This is a genomic window from Variovorax sp. PBS-H4 (assembly GCF_901827205.1).
Lineage (GTDB): Bacteria > Pseudomonadota > Gammaproteobacteria > Burkholderiales > Burkholderiaceae_C > Variovorax.
Genome location: NZ_LR594675.1, coordinates 1,567,614 through 1,582,963, shown reverse-complemented (window position 1 = coordinate 1,582,963; position 15,350 = coordinate 1,567,614). Strand labels below are relative to the sequence as shown.

General features: G+C 67.7%; 13 protein-coding genes. 6 read left to right on the top strand and 7 right to left on the bottom strand.

What is annotated here, in order from left to right; genetic code table 11:
* Nucleotides 1–124: 124 nt before the first annotated feature.
* Entirely contained in the window at nucleotides 125–3,007 is a 2,883-nt protein-coding gene (gene fdhF / locus E5CHR_RS07440; protein ID WP_162579093.1) for a formate dehydrogenase subunit alpha, read from the bottom strand.
* Nucleotides 3,004–4,815 (bottom strand): NADH-ubiquinone oxidoreductase-F iron-sulfur binding region domain-containing protein, encoded by a 1,812-nt coding sequence (locus tag E5CHR_RS07435; protein ID WP_162579092.1) that lies wholly within the window; start codon nucleotides 4,813–4,815, stop codon nucleotides 3,004–3,006. The genes fdhF and E5CHR_RS07435 overlap by 4 nt, the downstream gene beginning before the upstream one ends.
* 184 nt (nucleotides 4,816–4,999) lie before the next feature.
* On the opposite strand from E5CHR_RS07435, the gene E5CHR_RS07430 reads away from it, so the two are divergent.
* The gene (locus E5CHR_RS07430; protein ID WP_162579091.1) at nucleotides 5,000–5,473 is read left to right on the top strand and encodes a DUF2501 domain-containing protein; all 474 of its coding nucleotides are present in this window, start codon (nucleotides 5,000–5,002) and stop codon (nucleotides 5,471–5,473) included.
* Nucleotides 5,474–5,496: 23 nt separating this feature from the next.
* Here the strand turns inward: E5CHR_RS07430 and E5CHR_RS07425 are convergent, their stop codons facing one another.
* Both E5CHR_RS07425 and apbC read right to left on the bottom strand, forming a co-directional pair.
* The gene (locus tag E5CHR_RS07425) at nucleotides 5,497–6,456 is read right to left on the bottom strand and encodes a LysR family transcriptional regulator (protein WP_162579090.1); all 960 of its coding nucleotides are present in this window, start codon (nucleotides 6,454–6,456) and stop codon (nucleotides 5,497–5,499) included.
* Between the two features lie 217 nt (nucleotides 6,457–6,673).
* Nucleotides 6,674–7,765 (bottom strand): iron-sulfur cluster carrier protein ApbC, encoded by a 1,092-nt coding sequence (apbC, locus tag E5CHR_RS07420; protein WP_162579089.1) that lies wholly within the window; start codon nucleotides 7,763–7,765, stop codon nucleotides 6,674–6,676.
* A gap of 189 nt (nucleotides 7,766–7,954) precedes the next feature.
* Here apbC and E5CHR_RS07415 point away from each other — a divergent pair, with 189 nt between their 5' ends.
* Nucleotides 7,955–8,896 (top strand): CysB family HTH-type transcriptional regulator, encoded by a 942-nt coding sequence (locus tag E5CHR_RS07415; RefSeq protein ID WP_162579088.1) that lies wholly within the window; start codon nucleotides 7,955–7,957, stop codon nucleotides 8,894–8,896.
* A 139-nt stretch (nucleotides 8,897–9,035) separates the two neighbouring features.
* Here the strand turns inward: E5CHR_RS07415 and E5CHR_RS07410 are convergent, their stop codons facing one another.
* Nucleotides 9,036–9,575 (bottom strand): DUF1697 domain-containing protein, encoded by a 540-nt coding sequence (locus tag E5CHR_RS07410; protein ID WP_162579087.1) that lies wholly within the window; start codon nucleotides 9,573–9,575, stop codon nucleotides 9,036–9,038.
* Nucleotides 9,572–10,258, bottom strand: coding sequence for a YceH family protein (locus tag E5CHR_RS07405; protein WP_162579086.1), 687 nt, complete (start codon nucleotides 10,256–10,258; stop codon nucleotides 9,572–9,574). Before E5CHR_RS07405 ends, E5CHR_RS07410 begins: the two co-directional genes overlap by 4 nt.
* 113 nt (nucleotides 10,259–10,371) lie before the next feature.
* Between E5CHR_RS07405 and metG the strand changes: the two genes are divergently transcribed.
* Genes metG through E5CHR_RS07390 form a run of 3 tightly spaced genes read left to right on the top strand, consistent with a single transcriptional unit; the run spans nucleotide 10,372 to nucleotide 14,427 of the window.
* Nucleotides 10,372–12,462, top strand: a complete 2,091-nt coding sequence (metG, locus tag E5CHR_RS07400; protein ID WP_162579085.1) for a methionine--tRNA ligase — start codon at nucleotides 10,372–10,374, stop codon at nucleotides 12,460–12,462.
* 28 nt (nucleotides 12,463–12,490) lie between these two features.
* The gene (locus E5CHR_RS07395; RefSeq protein WP_162579084.1) at nucleotides 12,491–12,697 is read left to right on the top strand and encodes a hypothetical protein; all 207 of its coding nucleotides are present in this window, start codon (nucleotides 12,491–12,493) and stop codon (nucleotides 12,695–12,697) included.
* 53 nt (nucleotides 12,698–12,750) lie between these two features.
* Entirely contained in the window at nucleotides 12,751–14,427 is a 1,677-nt protein-coding gene (locus E5CHR_RS07390) for a SulP family inorganic anion transporter (RefSeq protein ID WP_162579083.1), read from the top strand.
* A 25-nt stretch (nucleotides 14,428–14,452) separates the two neighbouring features.
* Here the strand turns inward: E5CHR_RS07390 and E5CHR_RS07385 are convergent, their stop codons facing one another.
* Nucleotides 14,453–14,956 carry an outer membrane protein assembly factor BamE gene (locus tag E5CHR_RS07385; protein ID WP_232061986.1) on the bottom strand — a complete coding sequence of 168 codons (504 nt, stop codon included), beginning with the start codon at nucleotides 14,954–14,956 and terminating at the stop codon, nucleotides 14,453–14,455.
* 137 nt (nucleotides 14,957–15,093) lie between these two features.
* Here E5CHR_RS07385 and E5CHR_RS07380 point away from each other — a divergent pair, with 137 nt between their 5' ends.
* The gene (locus tag E5CHR_RS07380; protein WP_162579081.1) at nucleotides 15,094–15,300 is read left to right on the top strand and encodes a DUF3460 family protein; all 207 of its coding nucleotides are present in this window, start codon (nucleotides 15,094–15,096) and stop codon (nucleotides 15,298–15,300) included.
* The last annotated feature ends 50 nt before the right edge of the window (nucleotides 15,301–15,350 follow it).

The window sequence follows — 15,350 nt, the reverse complement described above, 5'->3', positions numbered from 1 at the left end:
GGCGGGGCTGACTGGCATTCACGTGGCCGGGTCCGTCGCATGCCCGCGACTGTAGGCAGGCCTCGTGAAGCCAAGCTGAACGCCGTCTTCAGATTTGCGACCCGCTGCCGGCGGGCGGCCGGCCTCAGTGGGCCGCGCTCACCGCCCCCGTCCCGTAGCCCGCCGCCGCCATCGGCGTGCCGCCCGGCAACACCTGTACCGCGCAGTACTTGAACTCGGGGATCTTGCCCATCGGATCGAGGGCTGCGTTGGTCATCAGGTTGGCCGCCGCCTCGTAGTAGGCAAAGGGCACGAAGACCGCCCCGTTCGGCGTGCCGTCGTCGCGCCGCACGTGGATCGCGACCTCGCCCCGGCGCGAACGGATGGTGATCACGTCACCGGCCTGCAGGCCCAGCAGATCGAGGTCGCCCTGGTTCATCGAGGCGGTGGCCATGGGCTCCAGCGCGTCGAGCACCGCCGCGCGCCGCGTCATGCTGCCGGTGTGCCAGTGCTCCAGCTGGCGGCCGGTGATCAGCACGAAGGGGTACTGCGCATCGGGCCGCTCGTCGGCCGGGATGATGTCGGCCGGCACCAGCTTCACGCGGCCGTCCGCGGTCGGGAAGCTGTCGATGAAGACGGTCGGCTGGCCCGGATCGTCGGCGCTCAGGCAGGGGTAGGTCACGCTGGACTCGCGCTGCAGCCGGTCCCAGCTGATGCCGCTGATGGCGGCGTGCATGGCCTGGCGCATTTCATCGTAGACGGCCGCGACGCCGCATTCCTCGCCTTCGTAGTTCCAGGACAGGCCCATCCGTTTTGCGATCTGCTGAATGATCCAGAGGTCGGGCTTTGCGTCGCCCGGCGGATTCAACGCCCGCTTGCCCAGCTGCACCATGCGGTCTGTATTGCTCACGGTGCCGATCTTCTCGGGCCAGGCGCTGGCGGGCAGCACCACGTCGGCCAGCCAGGCGGTCTCGGTCATGAAGATGTCCTGCACCACCAGGTGCTCCAGGCTCGCGAGCGCATGGCGCGCATGGTTGAGGTCCGGGTCGCTCATCGCGGGGTTCTCGCCCATGATGTACATGCCGCGGATCTTGTGCGGATCGCTCTCGGGCGCCAACGCCTTGTGCATGATCTCGACCACCGTGTAGCCGGGCTTCTCGTCCAGCGGCACGCCCCAGAAGTTCTCGAACCACGCATGCACGCCGGCGTCGTCGACGCGCTGGTAGTTGGGGAACATCATCGGGATCAGCCCGGCGTCGCTCGCGCCCTGCACGTTGTTCTGGCCGCGCAGCGGATGCAGGCCCGAGCCGGGCTTGCCGATCTGGCCGGTGACGGTCACCAGCGCGATCAGGCAGCGCGCGTTGTCGGTGCCGTGCACGTGCTGGCTGATGCCCATGCCCCACAGCACCATCGCACCTTTGGCTGTGGCGAAGGCCCTCGCCACTTCGCGCAGCGTCTCGGCCGGAATGCCGCAGATCGGCGCCATGGCCTCGGGGCTGTAGCCCTTGACGTTCTCGCGCAGCGCCTCGAAGTTGCTGGCGCGGTCGCGCACGAAGGCCTCGTCGACCAGGCCCTCGTCGATCACGACGTGGATCAGGGCGTTGAGCATGGCAACGTCGGCGTCGGCCTTGAACTGCAGGGTGCGCCAGGCGTGCCGGCCGATGTCGGTGACGCGCGGGTCTGCCAGCACGATCTTCGCTCCGCGCTTGGCGGCGTTCTTCATCCACGTCGCAGCAACCGGATGATTGGCGGTCGGGTTGGAACCGATGACGAAGATCAGCTCCGCATGCTCCACGTCGTTGACCTGGTTGCTCACCGCGCCCGAGCCCACGCCTTCGAGCAGGGCCGCCACGCTGGAGGCATGGCACAGGCGCGTGCAGTGGTCGACGTTGTTGCTGCCAAAGCCGGTGCGCACCAGCTTCTGGAACAGGTAGGCCTCCTCGTTGCTGCCCTTGGCGGACCCGAAGCCGGCCAGGGCCTTGTTGCCGTGCGTATCGCGCAAGTCCTTGAGCTTGCCGGCCGCGAGTTCGAGCGCCTCTTCCCAGCTGGCCTCGCGGAAGGCGTCCTGCCAGTCGCCGGGGCGCGGCGCGTCGCCGAAGCCCTTGGGCACGCCGGGCTTGCGGATCAAGGGCTTGGTGAGGCGCTGAGGATGGTGCGCGTAGTCGAAGCCGAAGCGGCCCTTGACGCAGAGCCGGCCATGGTTGGCCGGGCCGTCGCGGCCGTCGACGCTGACGATCTTCTCGTCCTTGACGTTGTAGGTGATCAGGCAGCCCACACCGCAGAAGGGGCAGACCGAGTCGACCTTGCGGTCGACCTGCTGCGAGCCGATGTGGCTCTTGGGCATCAGGGCGCCGGTGGGGCAGGCCTGCACGCATTCGCCGCAGGCCACGCAGGTGCTGTCGCCCATCGGGTCGTCGAGGTCGAAGACGATCTTCGAGCCGGCCCCGCGCAGGGCGTAGCCGATGACGTCGTTGACCTGCTCCTCGCGGCAGGCACGCACGCAGCGGTTGCATTGGATGCAGGCGTCGAGGTTGACGGCCATGGCGGGGTGGGATATGTCGGGAGCCGGCTGGTCCCGGCGCAGGGCCTTGAGGGCCGGGCGGACTTCGACGCCGAGGCATTGAGCCCACTGGCTGAGCTCGCCGTGCTGGCCGACCGGTTTGCCCTCCGCCACGCCCCCATCGTTCCACTTGTACCCTTCATCCGGCATATCCGACAGCAGCATCTCCACCACCATCCGCTGGCTCTTCAACGCCCGCTCGCTCGCCGCCTGCACCTCCATCCCCGAGGTCACATTGCGGCAGCAGCTCGGCGCCAGCACGCGCTCTCCCTTCACCTCGACCACGCAGGAGCGGCAATTGCCATCGGGCCGCAACCCCTCCTTGTAGCAAAGCCGCGGTATCTCCACCCCATGCCGCTGCGCGGCCTGCAGGATGCTCTCGCCCTCGAAGGCCTGGACAGCTCGCCCGTCGAGCGTGAACTCGACCGTCTGCGGCATCAGTTCGTTCAGCTTGGCGGGCGCGTTCATTCGATCTCCTGCGGAAAGTACTTCTGGATGCAGCGGATCGGATTGGGCGCCGCCTGCCCCAGCCCGCAGATCGATGCATCGCCCATGACCTGCGCCAGGTCCTCCAGCGTGGCCTGGTCCCACACCGGCGCCTCCATGAGCGCCGCGGCCTTGGCCGTTCCAACGCGGCAGGGCGTGCATTGCCCGCAGCTCTCATGCTCGAAGAAGCGCATCACGTTGCGTGCCGCGTCGCGCGCCTTGTCGTGCTGGCTCAGCACCATCACCGCGGCGGAGCCGATGAAGCAACCGTAGGGCTGCAGGGTGTCGAAGTCCAGCGGGATGTCGTTCATTCGGGCGGGCAGGATGCCGCCCGAGGCGCCGCCGGGCAGGTAGGCGTAGAGCTGGTGGCCGTCGAGCATGCCGCCGCAGTACTCGTCGATCAGCTCCTGCACCGTGATGCCTGCGGGCGCCAGCTTGACGCCGGGCTGCTTCACCCGCCCGCTGACGCTGAAGCTGCGCAGCCCCTTGCGTCCGTGGCGGCCGAAGCCGCTGAACCAGTCCGGGCCCCGTTCGACGATGTCGCGCACCCAGTAGAGGGTCTCGAAGTTGTGCTCCAGCGTCGGGCGGCCGAACAGGCCGACCTGCGCGATGTAGGGCGGGCGCATGCGGGGCTCTCCGCGCTTGCCTTCGATGCTCTCGATCATCGCGGACTCCTCGCCGCAGATGTAGGCACCGGCGCCGCGCCTGAGCTCGATGCGCGGCAGCTCGCAGGGCGGATCGGCCTGGAGCCTGGCCAGCTCGGCTTGGAGCAGCGCGCGGCAGTCGTGGTATTCGTCGCGCAGGTAGACGTAGCAAGCCTCGGTGCCCACCACCTGCGCCGCGATCAGCAAGCCCTCGAGGAAACGGTGCGGATCGCGCTCCAGGTAGACGCGGTCCTTGAAGGTGCCGGGCTCGCCCTCGTCGATGTTGACCGCCATCAGCCGCGGCGCCGGCTGCTCGCGCACGATGCGCCACTTGCGCCCGGCCGGAAAGCCCGCGCCGCCGAGGCCGCGCAGGCCGGAGTCTTCCATGGCCTGGATCACGGCTTCGGCCTCCTGCTCGCCGTTGACCAGGGCCGCCGCCAGCGCGTAGCCGCCGTTGGCGCGGTAGGTGGCGTAGTCGGTGAAGGGCGGCAGTGTCTGCACCGCATCGAGCGACGGCGTCACGCTTTTTCCGGCGAAGGTTGCGGGCACGAAATGCCCAGTCTCGCGCGCAGGCGGCGGCGGCGATTCCAGCGCCCGCAGGATCTCGTCGGGGGTCGCCATCGCCAGGGCGCGCTGATGAACGGCCGCCGCAGGGGCCTGCTCGCAACGGCCGATGCAGGGCGCGGAGATCACGCGCACGTCCTCGCGACCCGCGGCACCCAGCAGCGCGGGCAGGCGCGTGAGCAGATCCTGTGCACCGGCCAGCTCGCAGGCCAGGCCGTCGCACACGCGCACGGTGAGGCCGGGGGCCTGCTCATCGCCACGCAGAATCTCGAAGTGGTGGTAGAAGGTCGCGACTTCGTAGACCTCGGCCATCGGAATGTTCGTGAGCGAGGCCAGCGCCACCAGGTGTCGGTCGCGCAAGCCGAGGCACGCGTCGTTGAGCCGGTGAAGGTGCTCGATCAGCAGGTCGCGCCGCCAGCCGCCATCAGGCTTCGGGCCGATGAGTTCGCGCACCTCCTGCAGTGCGTCGGCCTCGGGCTGGCGACCCTTGAGCTTGCTCTTGCGGCGAATGCGCTCGCGCAATTGATCGGGGGTGGCGAGGGGGATCGCCTGAATCTCGTTCTGGGTGCCTGGGTGGGTCATTTGCCGGGGCTGTCGACGGCGGAATGCCGCGATTGGACTGTGGAGCGCCTCGCGGCACTTGGCAAATTGAATCCACACATCGACTGATTCAATTTGGAAATGAAAGCGCCGGCAGTGCGGCGCGGCGCGCTGCCTTTCGCGCTATCCTGACCAGGATGGGGCATCAGCTCCGCAGGAGACGATCATGCACGTTCCATCGATAGCGGCCGCTGCCGCGCTGCTGGCCCTCGCACAGGCGAGCTTTGCCCAGAACCAGATGCTCGATGCGCTCAAGGACAAAATGGGCGGCGGACAAGCAGGGACCGAATCGAGCACCGCCGGCAATGCCGGAACGACCGGGGCCGCGGGTGCAGCGCTTGCCAAGGGCCTGGGCATCTCCATGCCCGCCATCGGCGCAAGCAGCATCGGCAATGCGGCTGGCGTGATCCAGTATTGCGTCAAGAACAACTACCTGAGCAACGACGCAGCGGGCGGTGTCAAGGACAAGCTGCTGGGCATGATCGCCGGCAACAAGACACAGCAGACCGGGTTCGCCAACGGAAGCAAGGGCCTGCTGCAGGGCAGCGACGGCAAGTCCCTCAATCTGAAGAGTGTGGGCGGCAAGATCAAGACCCGGGCCTGCGAGTACGTGCTCGACAACGCGAAGTCGCTGGTCTAGGGCACGGGCTTGTCCAGCCGCGGTCAGGACGCTTGCGAGGAAGCGCCCAGCGAGCCGCTGTGCGCCGCCACTTCCGCGCGCCAGGCGGGCTCCTGCAGCATCGCCAGCGCCGCCTCGAGTGCGCGCGAGGGCCGCACCGCCGTCTGGGTCATGAAGCCGATCGGCGTGCGCACCTCCGGCGCCACCAGCGGCAGCGCCTCCAGGGCGCCATGGCCGCGCACCGCATCCACCATGGCACCGGGCAGCACCGCGCAGACCTCGCCTGCCATCACGCTGAGCGCGAGGGTCAGCACCGAATTGGTCTCGATCGCCGGCGCGACCTTGGCGCCCGCCGCTGCAAAGGCCTGGTCGACGATCGCGCGGTTGTGCATCTCGGGCGTGAGCAGGCACAGCGGCAGGCGCGCCGCCTCGGCCCAGCCGATGGAAGCGCCGATGCGAAGCGCCGCGCCACCGGCTTCCTTGCCGCGGCGCAGCAGAAAGTAATGTTCGATGCTCTGCGGCCAGGCGGTGAGCTTGACCTCGCGCAGGTGCATGCGCTCGGTATAGCCGAGCGCGATGTCCAGCGACAGGTTCTCCAGCCCGGTCTCGAGCTCCAGCGAGCTCATCGACAGCACGGTCGGCGCGATGCCCGGATGCCGCGCCTGCAGCCGTGCCGCGAAGCGCGCGAGCATGGGGATGGCGGTCGGTACGGCAGCCATGCGCAGGCCGCCCCGCGGATGCGCCTCCTCGCTCTTGAGCAGCTGCTGCAGCACCTCGTTCTCGTGCAGCATGCGGTGCGCCGCGGCCAGCACCGCTTCGCCCTCGTGCGTGAGGCCGGCATAGGTGCGCCCACGCTTGACGATCACTACGCCGAACTCCGATTCGAGCGCGCGCAGTGCGTTCGACAGCGCCGGCTGGGTGATGTAGCAGGCCTGTGCGGCGCGGCCGAAATGGCGGTGCTCGCTCAGCGCGACGAGGTAGCGCATCGAGGCCAGAAGATTCATCGACTCAAGCGCGAGCAGCGGCGCGAGTTGAATTCATGCCAGGAACACCGCGGAACCGGCTTTGCCGGGCCGCTGGTGTTGCCCCCGGTGAGGGGGCTGAAGGCCGCGGCTCCAAGCCTGCCTGCGCAGGCTTGGACGGCCTGAAGGGCAAGGCCTCTGGCCGCAGCACGCAGGGCGGCCACACGAAGTGGGCCAACCTGGGGGAGAGCTTCATCCTTCAGGTGTTCTTGCTGACCGTGATGGTGGGGAACTTGGCCGAGAAATCCTTGGCCTTCTCGGCGATGCCCACCGCAACCCGGCGCGCGACGGCCTTGTAGATGCCCGCCACCTCGCCATCGGGGTCGGCCACCACGGTCGGCTTGCCGCTGTCGGCCTGGAGGCGGATGTTGATGTCGAGCGGCAGTGCGCCCAGGTAGGCCATGTCGTATTGCTCGGCCATCTTCTTGCCGCCCTCCGCGCCGAAGATGTGCTCGACGTGGCCACAGTTGGAGCACACATGCACCGCCATGTTCTCGACAATGCCGAGGATCGGCACGCCCACCTTCTCGAACATCTTGATGCCTTTCCGGGCGTCGAGCAGCGCGATGTCCTGCGGCGTGGTGACGATCACCGCGCCGGTCATCGGCACGCGCTGCGACAGCGTGAGCTGGATGTCGCCGGTGCCGGGCGGCATGTCGACGATCAGGTAGTCGAGGTCTTTCCAGTTGGTCTGGCGCAGAAGCTGCTCCAGCGCCTGCGTGGCCATGGGACCGCGCCAGATCATGGCCTCGTCCTGGTCGACCAGGAAGCCGATCGACATCACCTGCACGCCGTGGTTCTCCAGCGGCTCCATGGTCTTGCCGTCCTCGCTTTCGGGCCGGCGCGAAATCCCCAGCATCATCGGCTGGCTGGGACCGTAGATGTCCGCATCGAGCAGGCCGACGCTCGCCCCCTCGGCCGCCAAGGCGAGCGCGAGGTTGGCGGCGGTGGTGCTCTTGCCCACCCCGCCCTTGCCCGAGGCCACGGCGATGATGTTCTTGACATTGGGCATCAGCTGCACGCCACGCTGCACCGCGTGGCTGATCACCTTGGTCGCGATGTTGGCCGAGACGTTCTCGACGCCCGGCACGGTCTTCGCAGCGGCGACCAACGCCTTGCGCAACGCCGGGACCTGGCTTCTGGCGGGGTAGCCGAGCTCGATGTCGAAGGACACATCGCCCTCGTGGATCTGCAGGTTCTTCAGCGACTTGGTGCTGACGAAGTCCTTGCCCGTATTGGGATCGAGGACGCTCTTGAGCGCTTCGGCGAGCGCCTGGGGGGTAACGGTCATGGGGGCTCCTGATGGCAGGTAGTCTAGTGCGGTGCCGCAGGCGTGCCCGCCTGCCCGCGGGTTCACCCTACGGGCGCCAAAGATGAGTTGATTATTTGGAATCAACAATTCGGTTGTTCCTCGACCCTAGGCGGCTCGGGACAATAGCCTGCCAACGTTCTGCCGGGCGCCGTCTCCCGTTGCCGCATCATGAATTTCCAACAATTGCGCTCGGTGCGCGAAGCCGTGCGCCGCAACTTCAACCTGACCGAGGTCGCTCACACGCTCCACACCTCCCAACCTGGCGTGAGCAGGCAGATCCGCGAGCTCGAGGAAGAACTGGGCATCGAGCTTTTCGTGCGCGCCGGCAAGCGCCTCACGGGCCTCACCGAACCTGGCGGCCATGTGTTGCCGATCATCGAGCGGATGCTGCAGGAGAGCAGCAACCTGCGCCACGCGGGGCAGGAATTCGTGGCCCGCCAGAGCGGCCGCCTTTGCATCGCCGCCACGCACACGCAGGCGCGCTATGCGCTGCCGGTCGCGGTGCAGGAGTTTCGCGGCCACTTTCCCGATGTGCGCCTCCACCTGCACCAGGGCTCGCCCAGGCAGGTCGCCCAAATGCTGCTCGACGGCGATGCCGATGTCGGCATCGCGACCGAAGCGCTGGCCGACTACCCCCAGCTGGTGGCCCTGCCCTGCTACTGCTGGACGCATTCGGTGATCGTGCCGCCGGGGCACGTGCTGCTCGAGGGTCCGCTCACGCTGGACGCGCTCGCGCGCCATCCACTGATCACCTACGACACCGGATTCACGGGCCGCACGCGCATCGACGATGCCTTCGAGGCGGCGAAGCTGGCGCCCCACATCGTGCTGACCGCGATGGACGCCGACGTGATCAAGACCTACGTGCAACTGGGCATGGGTGTGGGCGTCGTCGCCGGCATGGCCTACGAGGCCGAGCGCGACACCCAGCTGCGTGCGCTCGATGCCGGCGCCCTCTTCGGCATCAACCACACCAGGCTCGCGGTCCGGCGCGGCAGCTATCTGCGTGGCTATGTGCACGCCTTCATCGAGTCCTTCGCGCCGACGTTGACGCGCGATGCGGTCGACCAGGCGATGGCCACGGAGCCCAGCCCCGCCGGCGGCGCCTGACGAGCCCGTGAAACCGGCGCACCGCACGATGAGTGCCGGCCGGTGAGGCTCGGGCGCCCAACGTCATGACGGCCCGAAGAGCGCTGAACACTTCCGTCGGCGTTCGCACCTTTCCTGCAGGACGCGGATTGCGGGTGTCTCAGCCGAGCTTCTGAACCAGTCGCACCACCGTATTCCAGGCCCGCGTGCTCGCAGGCGTCCCCAGCAATTTTTCCAGGAAGGCATTAGGGCTCCCCGGCGTGTTCCCGACCGCCCGGCAGACGCTGAAGACTTCTCCCTCCGTCGCGCTCAGCAGTTCGACGTCCTCGCGCTTCGAGACCAGCGGCAACGCAGGCAGTGCCGGATGCTTCGCGTCCAGGAAGGTGACGCAGACCTCGTAGACGCTCTCGCGTTCCACGCCCGAGAACGGGTCGAGGGCGACCAAATGGCCCAGGTGATGCACGCGGCGCAAGAAGCCCGGTTCGCGCAAGCCGCATTCCGCTGCCATCGTCTGAGAGGCCTGCGCCAGCACCTTGCGCGCCAGGGTCTTGTTGCGCGCCTCGAAAACCAACGTGCCGTTGGTCAGGAAGGAGACGGCCGACTCGGCGCCGGCTCCCAGGAAGGCTGCTTCGAACTGCGCCCTTGTCGGGCAGCGGGGTCGCCCAAGGTTGAGGTTGCGGAAGAAGACCGCGTATTTCATGCGCCCGCTTCAGGCGTGTCTGCGATGCCCAGTTCCGAACAGATGCGCGAAGTCAGCGCCTTGAGGGCTGCGACCTCGGCCTCCAGCCGCGCGACCTTGAGTCTCAGGGCCGCCACCTCCCCGAGCGAAGCATCGCCGCGGCCCGTCGGCTCTCCTGCCGGCTCCAGCGCCTGCTCCGAGGGCGGACCCGCCAGCAGGTGCATCCAGCGGTTCTCGCGCGCCCCTGGCAGCCGAGCGAGCTTCACGACCAGCGCACCGGCCGCGCGCTCGGCCAGTTCGTCCAGAAAGGCCTCGACGGAGGAGATGTCGGCAAAGTTGTGCATCCGCTCGCTGGCAATGCGCAGCTCGCCGGCCGTCTGGGGGCCGCGCAGCATCAGCACCGTCAGCAGGATGGTCGACTGGGAGGGCACGCGAAGCACGCGCTCGATGTTGTGCTCGTATCGCGCGACACGCCCGCCGCTGGATTCCATGACCAGGCTGTAGCCCTTGAGGCTGTCGAGCGCGGCCTGCGCCTCGGTTTCGGACAGCTCCATCAGCGGGTTGCGGCTGGTCTTCTGGTTGCAGCCGGCCACCAGCGTGTTGAGCGTCAGCGGGTAGCTGTCGGGCACGGTGCGCTGTTTCTCGGCCAGCACACCGAGCACGCGGGTTTCGACGGCGGACAGGATCGGCAAGGCAGAGGTCATGGCAGCAGCTCGCAAGGGGGCCAAAGTGTAAGCGGCGTGTGCCGCCTAAAATGCCCTCCCCCCCGGCCGCACGGCCGCCGGCTCCCGTCCGTTCCCCCAGAAAGCGCCCTTCGATGCCCCAGCGCAAGCTCTTCGTCACCACCGCCCTGCCGTATGCCAACGGCAAGTTCCACGTCGGCCACATCATGGAATACATCCAGGCCGACATCTGGGTGCGGTTCCAGCGCATGCAGGGGCACATGGTGCACTTCGTAGGCGCCGACGATGCGCACGGCGCGCCGATCATGATCGCGGCCGAGAAGGCGGGCAAGACGCCGCAGGAATTCGTCGGCGAGATCGCGGCCGGCCGCAAGGAATACCTCGACGGCTTTCACATTCGCTTCGACAACTGGCACTCCACCGACAGCCCGGAGAACACCGAGCTCGCGCAAGGCATCTACAAGAAGCTCCAGGCGGCGGGCATGATCGCCACGCGCACCATCGAGCAGTTCTACGACCCGGTGAAGGGCATGTTCCTGCCCGACCGCTACATCAAGGGCGAGTGCCCGGTGTGCCACGCCAAGGACCAGTACGGCGACTCCTGCGAGGTGTGCAGCAGCGTGTACGCGCCCACCGAGCTGATCAACCCCTATTCGACGCTGACCGGCGCCGCGCCCGAGCTGCGCAGCTCCGAGCACTTCTTCTTCAAGCTCTCCGACCCCAAGGTGGTCGACTTCCTCAAGGGTTGGACGCAGGACGGCAAGCTGCAGCCCGAAATGGCGAAGAAGGCCAGCGAATGGTTCGAGGCCGGAATGGCCGACTGGGACATCTCGCGCGAGGCGCCTTATTTCGGGATCGAGATCCCGGATGCACCGGGCAAGTACTTCTACGTTTGGCTCGACGCGCCCATCGGCTACCTGGCCAGTCTGAAGAACCATTTCGACAAGGGCCAGGCCGCGGCCCACTGGCACGAGCCCTCGCGCACGACTCAAAGCTTCGACGACTTCGTGGCCGACCCGGCCATGGAGCAGGTTCACTTCATCGGCAAGGACATCGTCTACTTCCACACGCTGTTCTGGCCCGCCATGCTGCAGTTCAGCGGCCGCAAGACGCCCGCGCAGGTCAACGTGCATGGCTTCATCACGGTGTCGGGCGAGAAGATGAGCAAGAGCCGCGGCACCGGGATCGACCCGCTCAAGTACCTTTCGATCGGCATGAATCCCGAGTGGCTGCGCTACTACATCGCGGCCAAGCTCAATGCCAAGGTAGAGGACGTCGACTTCAACCCCGACGATTTCATCGCCCGCGTGAACGCCGATCTCATCGGCAAGTACATCAACATCGCGAGCCGCGCGGCCGGCTTCATCGCCAAGCGCTTCGGCGGCAAACTGGGCATCGTGAGCACCGATGGCGCTGCGCTGCTGGCGACTCTGCAGGAGGCCGCCCGGCCGCTCGCCGCGCTGTACGACGGGCGCGACTTCGCACGCGCGCTGCGCGAGATCATGGCGCTGGCCGACAAGGTCAACGAGTACGTGGACCAGAACAAGCCCTGGGAGCTGGCCAAGCAGGCCGGCATGGAGGCGCGGCTGCACGACGTGTGCACCACCTGCATCGAGGCTTTCCGCTTGATGACGGTCTACCTCAAGCCCGTGCTGCCGGCGCTTGCGGCGCAGGTCGAAGGCTTCCTGCGCAGCGAGCCGCTGGTGTTCGCCGATTCGGCGCGGCTGCTCGGCGAAGGCCACGCCATTGCCGAGTACAGGCACCTGATGCAGCGCGTCGAGGCCAAGCAGATCGACCAGCTGTTCGAAGCGCCAGAATCCGCGGCGGACCCCGCGGCAGAAGCGGCCGAGGCCATCGTGCATCCGGGCGGCGAAGGCATCGCGCCGACCATCACCATCGACGACTTCGCGAAGATCGACCTGCGCATCGCGAAGATCGTGGCCTGCCAGAAGGTCGAGGGCTCCACCAAGCTGCTGCACCTGACGCTCGATGCCGGCGAGGGCCGAACGCGCAACGTGTTCTCCGGCATCGCCTCCGCCTACCAGCCCGAGCAGCTCGTCGGCAAGCTCACCGTGCTGGTCGCCAACCTCGCGCCACGCAAGATGAAATTCGGCATCTCCGAAGGCATGGTGCTGGCCGCCAGCCATGCCGACGGGAAGGCCGAGCCCGGGATCTACGTGCTCGAGCCAAGCGCTGGCGCCACGCCGGGGTTGCGGGTACGCTGACGCGCCCGCCACTTCCAAGAGGTCATTGATGCAACGCACCGCCCTGGCCACCGCCATCGCCATCACCCTGGCACTGCCGCTGCACGGCTGCGCAGTGGTCACGGTCGCCAGCACCGCGGTGGGCGTCACTGCCGGCGCGGTGGGCCTGGCCGCCGATGCAGCCATCGGTACCGCCCGCATCACCGGCAAGGCCGTGGGCGCGGCGGCCGACGCCGTCCTGCCAGGGGATAACTAGGGTGTGATCACGCTGCGAGACTGAAGGCGCGGAGACGCCGCCACAATGGCGCCATGAGTTCGCACCTGTCGCTTGCACGCTTTCGTCCCCGATTGATCGACGCGCTGGCGGGCTACGATCAGCAGCGTTTCTTGAAGGACCTCGGCGCCGGCGCCACGGTCGGCATCGTGGCGCTGCCGCTGGCCATGGCCTTCGCGATCGCCTCCGGGCTCAAGCCCGAGGCCGGCATCTGGACCGCGATCATTGCGGGCTTCCTGATCGCGGCACTGGGCGGCTCCGCGGTACAGATCGGCGGGCCGGCCGGCGCCTTCATCGTGATCGTCTACGGCATCGTCGAGCGCTACGGCGTGGCCAACCTGCTGATCGCCACGGCCTGCGCCGGCGTGCTGCTGTTCCTGATGGGATTGTTCCGGCTCGGCACCCTGGTGCGCTACGTGCCGGTGTCGATCGTGATCGGATTCACCAACGGCATTGCGACACTGATCCTGATCTCGCAACTCAAGGACTGGCTCGGGTTGACGATCCCGAAGATGCCGGCCGACATGTTCTCGCAGTTGCACACCCTGGCCATCCACCTGGGCACGTTCAACCCCTACGCCGTCGGGCTCGGCGTGGCCTGCCTGGCCGGTCTGTTTCTTTGGCCCACGCTGCTGCACGACACCACACGCTTCGGCCACGCGGTGCACCTCGTGCTGCGTCGCATGGCCGAGCTGCGCGCGGTACGCGCCGGTTCGCGCGTGCCGGGGCCGATCGTCGCACTGGTCTCGCTCACGCTGGTGTCGTGGGGCTTCAGCTTGCCTGTGGAGACCATCGGCACCCGTTTCGGCGGAATCCCGGAAGGCATGGCCCGCTTTGCCCTCCCCGAGTTCTCGTGGGAAACCGTCAAGCAACTGGTGACGCCCACGCTCACCATCGCCCTGCTCGGGGCGATTGAATCGCTGCTGTGCGCGCGCGTTGCCGACCAAGTCAGCGGGTTGCCGCGGCACGACCCCAACCAGGAGCTGATGGCGCAGGGCGTGGCCAATTTCGTGGCTCCTCTCTTCGGCGGCATGCCCGCGACCGGGACCATCGCGCGCACCGTGACCAATGTGCGCGCGGGCGCGAACTCGCCCATTGCCGGCATCGTGCACGCGCTCACGCTGCTCGCGGTGGTCCTGATCGCCGCACCGCTTGCGCAGCACGTGCCGCTGGCGGTGCTGGCGGGCATCCTGCTTTTCGTGGGCTGGAACATGGGCGAATGGCGCGAGTTCTCGCCGCGCCTGCTGCGCCGGGCGAGCCGCGACTACCGGGTGCTGATGCTCGGAACCTTCTTCCTGACAGTCGTCTTCGATCTCACTGTGGCAGTGCAGGCGGGCATCGTGCTCGCGTGTGCCCTGTTCGTACGCCGAATGAGCAGGTTGTTCAGCGTCGAAATGGTCTCGCTCGAGCCGCCGGTGCTGACCTTCAAGCTCCACGGGGCCCTCTTCTTCGGCGCCGCCGCCAAGCTGGACCCGACGGTGCAGGCGATCGAGCGGGCGCCGCGCGGCATGACGGTGGTGCTCGACGCGATGCACCTGGTCTTGCTCGATACGACAGGGCTCGCGGGGCTGCGCCAGGTGCACAAGGCGGTGCTGGCGCGCGGCGGGCAATTGCGCATCGAGTCGCTGCAGCCGCAGCCGCTCGAAACCATCGAGCGATCGGGCTTTGCCGATGAACTCCGTTCGGGCACGCCCGGCCCCGAAGAACCCTGAGGGGCCAGCAGCTGCCGTTTCGAGGTTATTGCGCCTCGGTGCTGCGATCGGGCGAAGACCCCGCACTCACCACCCGCTGGTCATCGTTCAGCGTGGCGGTGAAGACCATCGGCGAATTCGGTGGCTGCACCCAGCGCCACTCCCACTCCGTCTGTCTCTTGAGCGGATAGGGTGTCCTGCGCGCCGGCTTGCCCAGCAGCTTGCGCAGGTCCTCCATGGCCATGCCGGGCTGCACGCGGGCGAAATTCTCGGGCGTGAGGACCTGGCGCAGCGCCGCCATCTTCCCGTCAGGCCCGATGGTGATCATGTAGTTCTTCTGGCCTTGCGGCTGCCGGTTGTATTCGAACACCCGCCCGGCAGGCGAATCCCAGATGTTCTCGGGCTCGCCGAAGCGCGCGCGCACGTCGGCCTCGGTCGAGACACCCTCTTCCAGTTCACGGATGTGCTGCGGGTCGCATCCCGCGAGCCAGCACGCGGCGTACAGCACTGCAGCCACCGCGCATCTGCGCCCGATTCTTCCTTGCACCATTCGACCCCTTCCGTCATGCACGGGGCCAAGTCTATGCGCTCGGTTCCGGGCAAAGCAGGACATGAGGCCGCCGGAATCCCCCGGAGTGGCCGGCCGGGACCGGGGGCCGGTAAACTCGGGCGCAAAGGTTCAAGCCCATGTCCATCTTCGCTCGCCCCCACTACACCTCCGAGATCACGAACTTCATCGAGGAGATGAAGCAGAAGAAGCCCACGCTCGAAGCCGAGCAGCGCGCCGGCCGCAGTCTGCTCTGGGACAAGCACCTCGACCGCTCCTTGCTCGACGAGTATCAGCAGGGAGCGGTGCCGCAGCAGCCCTACGTCTACCAGACGCGTGTGAAGTAACCCCGTGCCGATCCGGCCAGTAGCGGGCCACCGGGATGCGGGTGCGGGCG